At 71.4% G+C, this 4,174-nt stretch carries 3 protein-coding genes and 1 pseudogene; all 4 read right to left on the bottom strand.

Annotation, left to right across the window (positions count from 1 at the left end):
* Nucleotides 1-118: 118 nt before the first annotated feature.
* Nucleotides 119-1,519, bottom strand: a complete 1,401-nt coding sequence (gene hydA / locus ACEPPI_RS40010; protein ID WP_373920161.1) for a dihydropyrimidinase — start codon at nucleotides 1,517-1,519, stop codon at nucleotides 119-121.
* Nucleotides 1,520-1,551: 32 nt separating this feature from the next.
* On the bottom strand, nucleotides 1,552-2,847 hold the full coding sequence (locus ACEPPI_RS40005) for an aspartate aminotransferase family protein (RefSeq protein ID WP_373920160.1): 1,296 nt from the start codon (nucleotides 2,845-2,847) through the stop codon (nucleotides 1,552-1,554).
* Nucleotides 2,844-3,686 carry a nitrilase-related carbon-nitrogen hydrolase gene (locus tag ACEPPI_RS40000; RefSeq protein ID WP_373920159.1) on the bottom strand — a complete coding sequence of 281 codons (843 nt, stop codon included), beginning with the start codon at nucleotides 3,684-3,686 and terminating at the stop codon, nucleotides 2,844-2,846. The genes ACEPPI_RS40005 and ACEPPI_RS40000 overlap by 4 nt, the downstream gene beginning before the upstream one ends.
* Nucleotides 3,687-3,853: 167 nt before the next feature.
* Nucleotides 3,854-4,174: pseudogene (locus ACEPPI_RS39995) on the bottom strand (hypothetical protein); the annotation flags it as partial.

Raw genomic sequence — 4,174 nt, 5'->3', positions numbered from 1 at the left:
CTTCATCAGGCTGATGACCTGGGAGGCGGGCGGGTCGGTCTGCAGGACGAGGCCGAAGTCCATGCGTCGCTCCTTGCTGGGGAGTGCGGGCGCCGGGGCGTGCGGGCCCCGGCGCCCCCTAGAGGTACTGGCAGGTGGAACGGTGGACGAAGGCTCCGTGACCGGCCCGGCCGGTGTACTCGCGCCGGTCGATGACGAGTTCGCCGCGGGAGAGGACCGTGTCGACGCGTCCGGTGATCCGCCTGCCCTCGTACGCCGAGTAGTCCACGTTCATGTGGTGGGTCTCGGCGGAGATGACCTGCTCGGCGTGCGGATCGTAGAGGACGATGTCGGCGTCGGAACCCGGCGCGATGGTGCCCTTCTGCGGGTAGAGGCCGAATATCCGGGCCGGGGTCGCGCAGGCGATCTCGATCCAGCGGCGGCGGCTGATGTGCCCGTCCAGGACGGCCTGGTGGAGGAGGTCCATGCGGTTCTCCACGCCGGGGAGACCGTTCGGGATCTTGGAGAAGTCGCCGCGGCCCAGCTCCTTCTGGCCGCGGAAGCAGAACGGGCAGTGGTCGGTGGACACCACCTGGAGGTCGTTGGTACGCAGGCCCCGCCACAGCGCCGCCTGGTGTTCGCGGGGGCGCAGCGGGGTGGAGCAGACGTACTTGGCCCCCTGGAAGTCGGGCTCCGCCAGGTTGTCGGTGGACAGGAACAGGTACTGCGGGCAGGTCTCGCCGAAGACGGGCAGGCCCTTGTCGCGGGCGGCGGCCAGTTCGGCCACCGCCTCCTCGGCCGACACGTGGACCACGTAGAGCGGCGAGCCCGCGACCCGGGCGAGCTGGATGGCGCGGTGCGTGGCCTCGGCCTCCAGCAGCACCTTGCGGACCTCGCCGTGGTGGCGGGGGTCGGTCTCGCCGCGGGCCAGGGCCTGTTCGACGAGGACGTCGATGGCGATGCCGTTCTCGGCGTGCATCATGATCAGCCCGCCGTTGCCGGAGGCCCGCTGCATGGCGCGCAGGATCTGCCCGTCGTCGCTGTAGAAGACGCCCGGGTAGGCCATGAACAGCTTGAAGGAGGTGACGCCCTCGCCGACGAGGTGGTCCATCTCCTTCAGGGTGTGTTCGTTGACGTCGGAGAGGATCATGTGGAAGGCGTAGTCGACGGCGCAGTTGCCGTCGGCCTTCGCGTACCAGGTGTCGAGCCCCTCGCGCAGGGAGCGGCCCACGCTCTGCACGGCGAAGTCGACGATGGTGGTGGTGCCGCCCCAGGCGGCGGCCCGGGTGCCGGTCTCGAAGGTGTCCGAGGCGGAGGTGCCGCCGAAGGGGAGCTCCATGTGGGTGTGCGCGTCGACGCCGCCGGGGATGACGTACTTCCCGCTCGCGTCGATCGTGCGGTCGGCGGTCCAGACGTCCGCCGCGGCGGAACCGTGTGCGGCGAGGGCCGCGACGCGGCCGTCCTCGACGAGGACGTCCGCGTGGAGCTCGTCGGCGGCGGTCACGACCAGACCGCCGCGGATCAGGGTGCGCGTGCTCAAGGAACTCCCCCTAAGGGATGGGCTGCCGGCTGCTACCGGATGGTCCGCAGGGCCTGTTCGAGGATCTCGGCGCCCTCTTCCGCCTCGGCGACGGTGAGGGAGAGCGGCGGTGCGATGCGCAGCACGCTGGTGTCGTGGCCACCGCCCTTGCCGAGGAGCAGGCCGCGCGCGCGGGCGGCCTCCAGGACGGCGGCGGCCGCCTGCGGGTCGGCCTGTTCGGTGCCCGGCTTCGTCAGCTCCACGCCGGCCATCAGACCCCGGCCGCGGACCTCCCGTACCGCGGGCACGCCGGCGCAGACGGCGCGCAGCCGTTCCAGGAGGAGTCCGCCGACGCGGCGGGCGTTGCCCTGGAGGTCGTGTTCCTGCAGGTACGCGAGGTTCGCGAGGCCGGCCGCCATGGTGACCGGGGAACCGCCGAAGGTGGAGATGGAGTTGGAGTCCAGGCAGTTCATCACCTCGGCACGGGCCACGACCCCTCCGATGGACATGCCGTTGCCGATGCCCTTGGCGAAGGTGAGGATGTCCGGCGGGCCGTTCTGGGCGTGGGCCTGCCAGCCCCAGAAGTGTTCGCCGGTACGGCCCCAGCCGGTCTGCACCTCGTCGCTGATCCAGAGGATGCCGTGGCGGTCGAGGACCTCGCGGAAGGCGCCGTAGAGCCCGTCGGGCGGGGAGGTGAAGCCGCCGACGCCCTGGATCGGTTCGGCGATGAGGGCGGCGACGCCGTTGCGGGCCTGGCCGAGCACGTCCTCCAGGTCGGCGACGGCCGCGGCGGTGAACCCGTCGTCGGGAAGGGCGGCGAAGGGGCCGCGGGTGCGGACCGCGCCGTGCACCCAGTACGTCTGGAGGGGCGAGAGGCTGGTCGGGGACCAGCCGCGGTTGCCGGTGATCGAGACGGTGGAGAAGGACCGGCCGTGGTAGCTGTTGCGCATCGCCAGGATCTGGTTGGAGCGGCGGTACGTCGTCGCGAGCAGCAGGGCGGTGTCGTTGGCCTCGGTGCCGGAGGTGGTGAAGAAGACCCGGGCGTCGGGGATCCCGGACAGGGCGCAGATGCGTTCGGCCAGCTCGATCATCGGCCGGTTGAGGTACAGGGTGGAGGAGTGGATGATCCGGCCGGCCTGTTCGGAGACGGCCTTGGTGACCTCGGGCAGGGCGTGGGCGGTCATCGTGGTGAGGATGCCGCCGAAGAAGTCGAGATAGCGGTTGCCGTCGGCGTCCCAGACGTGGCGGCCCTCGCCGTGGGTGAGCTCGATGGGGCGGTCGTAGTAGAGCGCGAGCCAGTCGGGCAGGACGGCGGCGTGGCGGCTGTGCAGGGGGATGGGGTTGGTCACGGCTGTACGAGCCCTCCGTAGGCGTCGGGGCGGCGGTCACGGTAGAAGGCCCACTGGTCGCGGACCTCCTTGATCAGGTCGAAGTCGAGGTCCCGGACGAGGAGTTCCTCCTCCTTGTCGCTGGCGACCTCGCCGACGAACTGGCCGCGCGGGTCGACGAAGTAGCTGGTGCCGTAGAAGTCGTTGTCGCCGTACTCCTCCTGTCCGACGCGGTTGATGGCGGCGACGAAGTACTCGTTGGCGACGGCGGAGGCGGGCTGTTCCAGCTGCCACAGGTACGCGGACAGGCCCCGGGAGGTGGCGGACGGGTTGTAGACCAGCTGGGCCCCGGCCAGGCCCAGTGCGCGCCAGCCCTCGGGGAAGTGCCGGTCGTAGCAGATGTACACGCCGACCTTGCCGACGGCGGTGTCGAAGACGGGCCAGCCGAGATTGCCCGGGCGGAAGTAGTACTTCTCCCAGAAGCCCTTGACCTGCGGGATGTGGTGCTTGCGGTACTTGCCGAGGTAGCTGCCGTCGGCGTCGATGACGGCGGCGGTGTTGTAGTAGAACCCCTCGGCCTCCAGCTCGAAGACCGGGACGACGATCACCATGCCGGTCTCGCGGGCGAGCTCCTGCATCCGGCGCACGGTGGGGCCGTCGGGGACGGCCTCGGCCCAGCGGTAGTGCTCGGGCTCCTGCACCTGGCAGAAGTAGGGGGCGTTGAACACCTCCTGGAAGCCGATGACCTTCGCGCCCCGGGCGGCCGCCCGGCGGGCGTGCTCCTCGTGTTTGGCGATCATCGACTCGGTGTCTCCGGTCCAGGTGGCCTGGACGAGTGCGGCGCGGACGACTTGGGCCATGAGCTGCTCCTCGCGACGGGAACGCCGACTTCTACGCACGTAGACGGTGTGCGTAGGGAGTCGAAGGTAGGCCTCGTCACAGCGTGGGGCAAGACCACCGTGCGCGGTTGGAGTAGTCGATCAAGTTACGTCGCCAGGTGGTCGTTTGCGGTCAGGAGACGGGCGCTTCAGCTCGCCGGGATCCCCGCCACGCGCAGGGCGTGCGCCAGATCCCGGTGCCGGGTGGCGGACAGGGCGCGGGCCCCGGCCAGCAGCCGGGGGACGAACCAGTGCGGGTCGCGGCGGGCCAGGGCCGCCGCCTCCTCGGCGGTGCGCAGGCGCACGAACGCCCCGAGCAGGGTGCGGGCCTCGCGGTCCCGACCGGCGGCGCCGAGGGCGAGCGCGGCTTCGGCGACCACTGCGCCGGGGCGGGCCACGCCCTGGCGCAGCAGCCGGTCGCTGTCGCCCTCCCGGCCGCCCTCGCCGCGGGCGCCGCCGGCCGCGGCGAG

This window comes from Streptomyces sp. AB3(2024) (genome assembly GCF_041862025.1).
Classification (GTDB): domain Bacteria; phylum Actinomycetota; class Actinomycetes; order Streptomycetales; family Streptomycetaceae; genus Streptomyces.
This window is presented reverse-complemented; position numbering and strand designations above follow the sequence as displayed.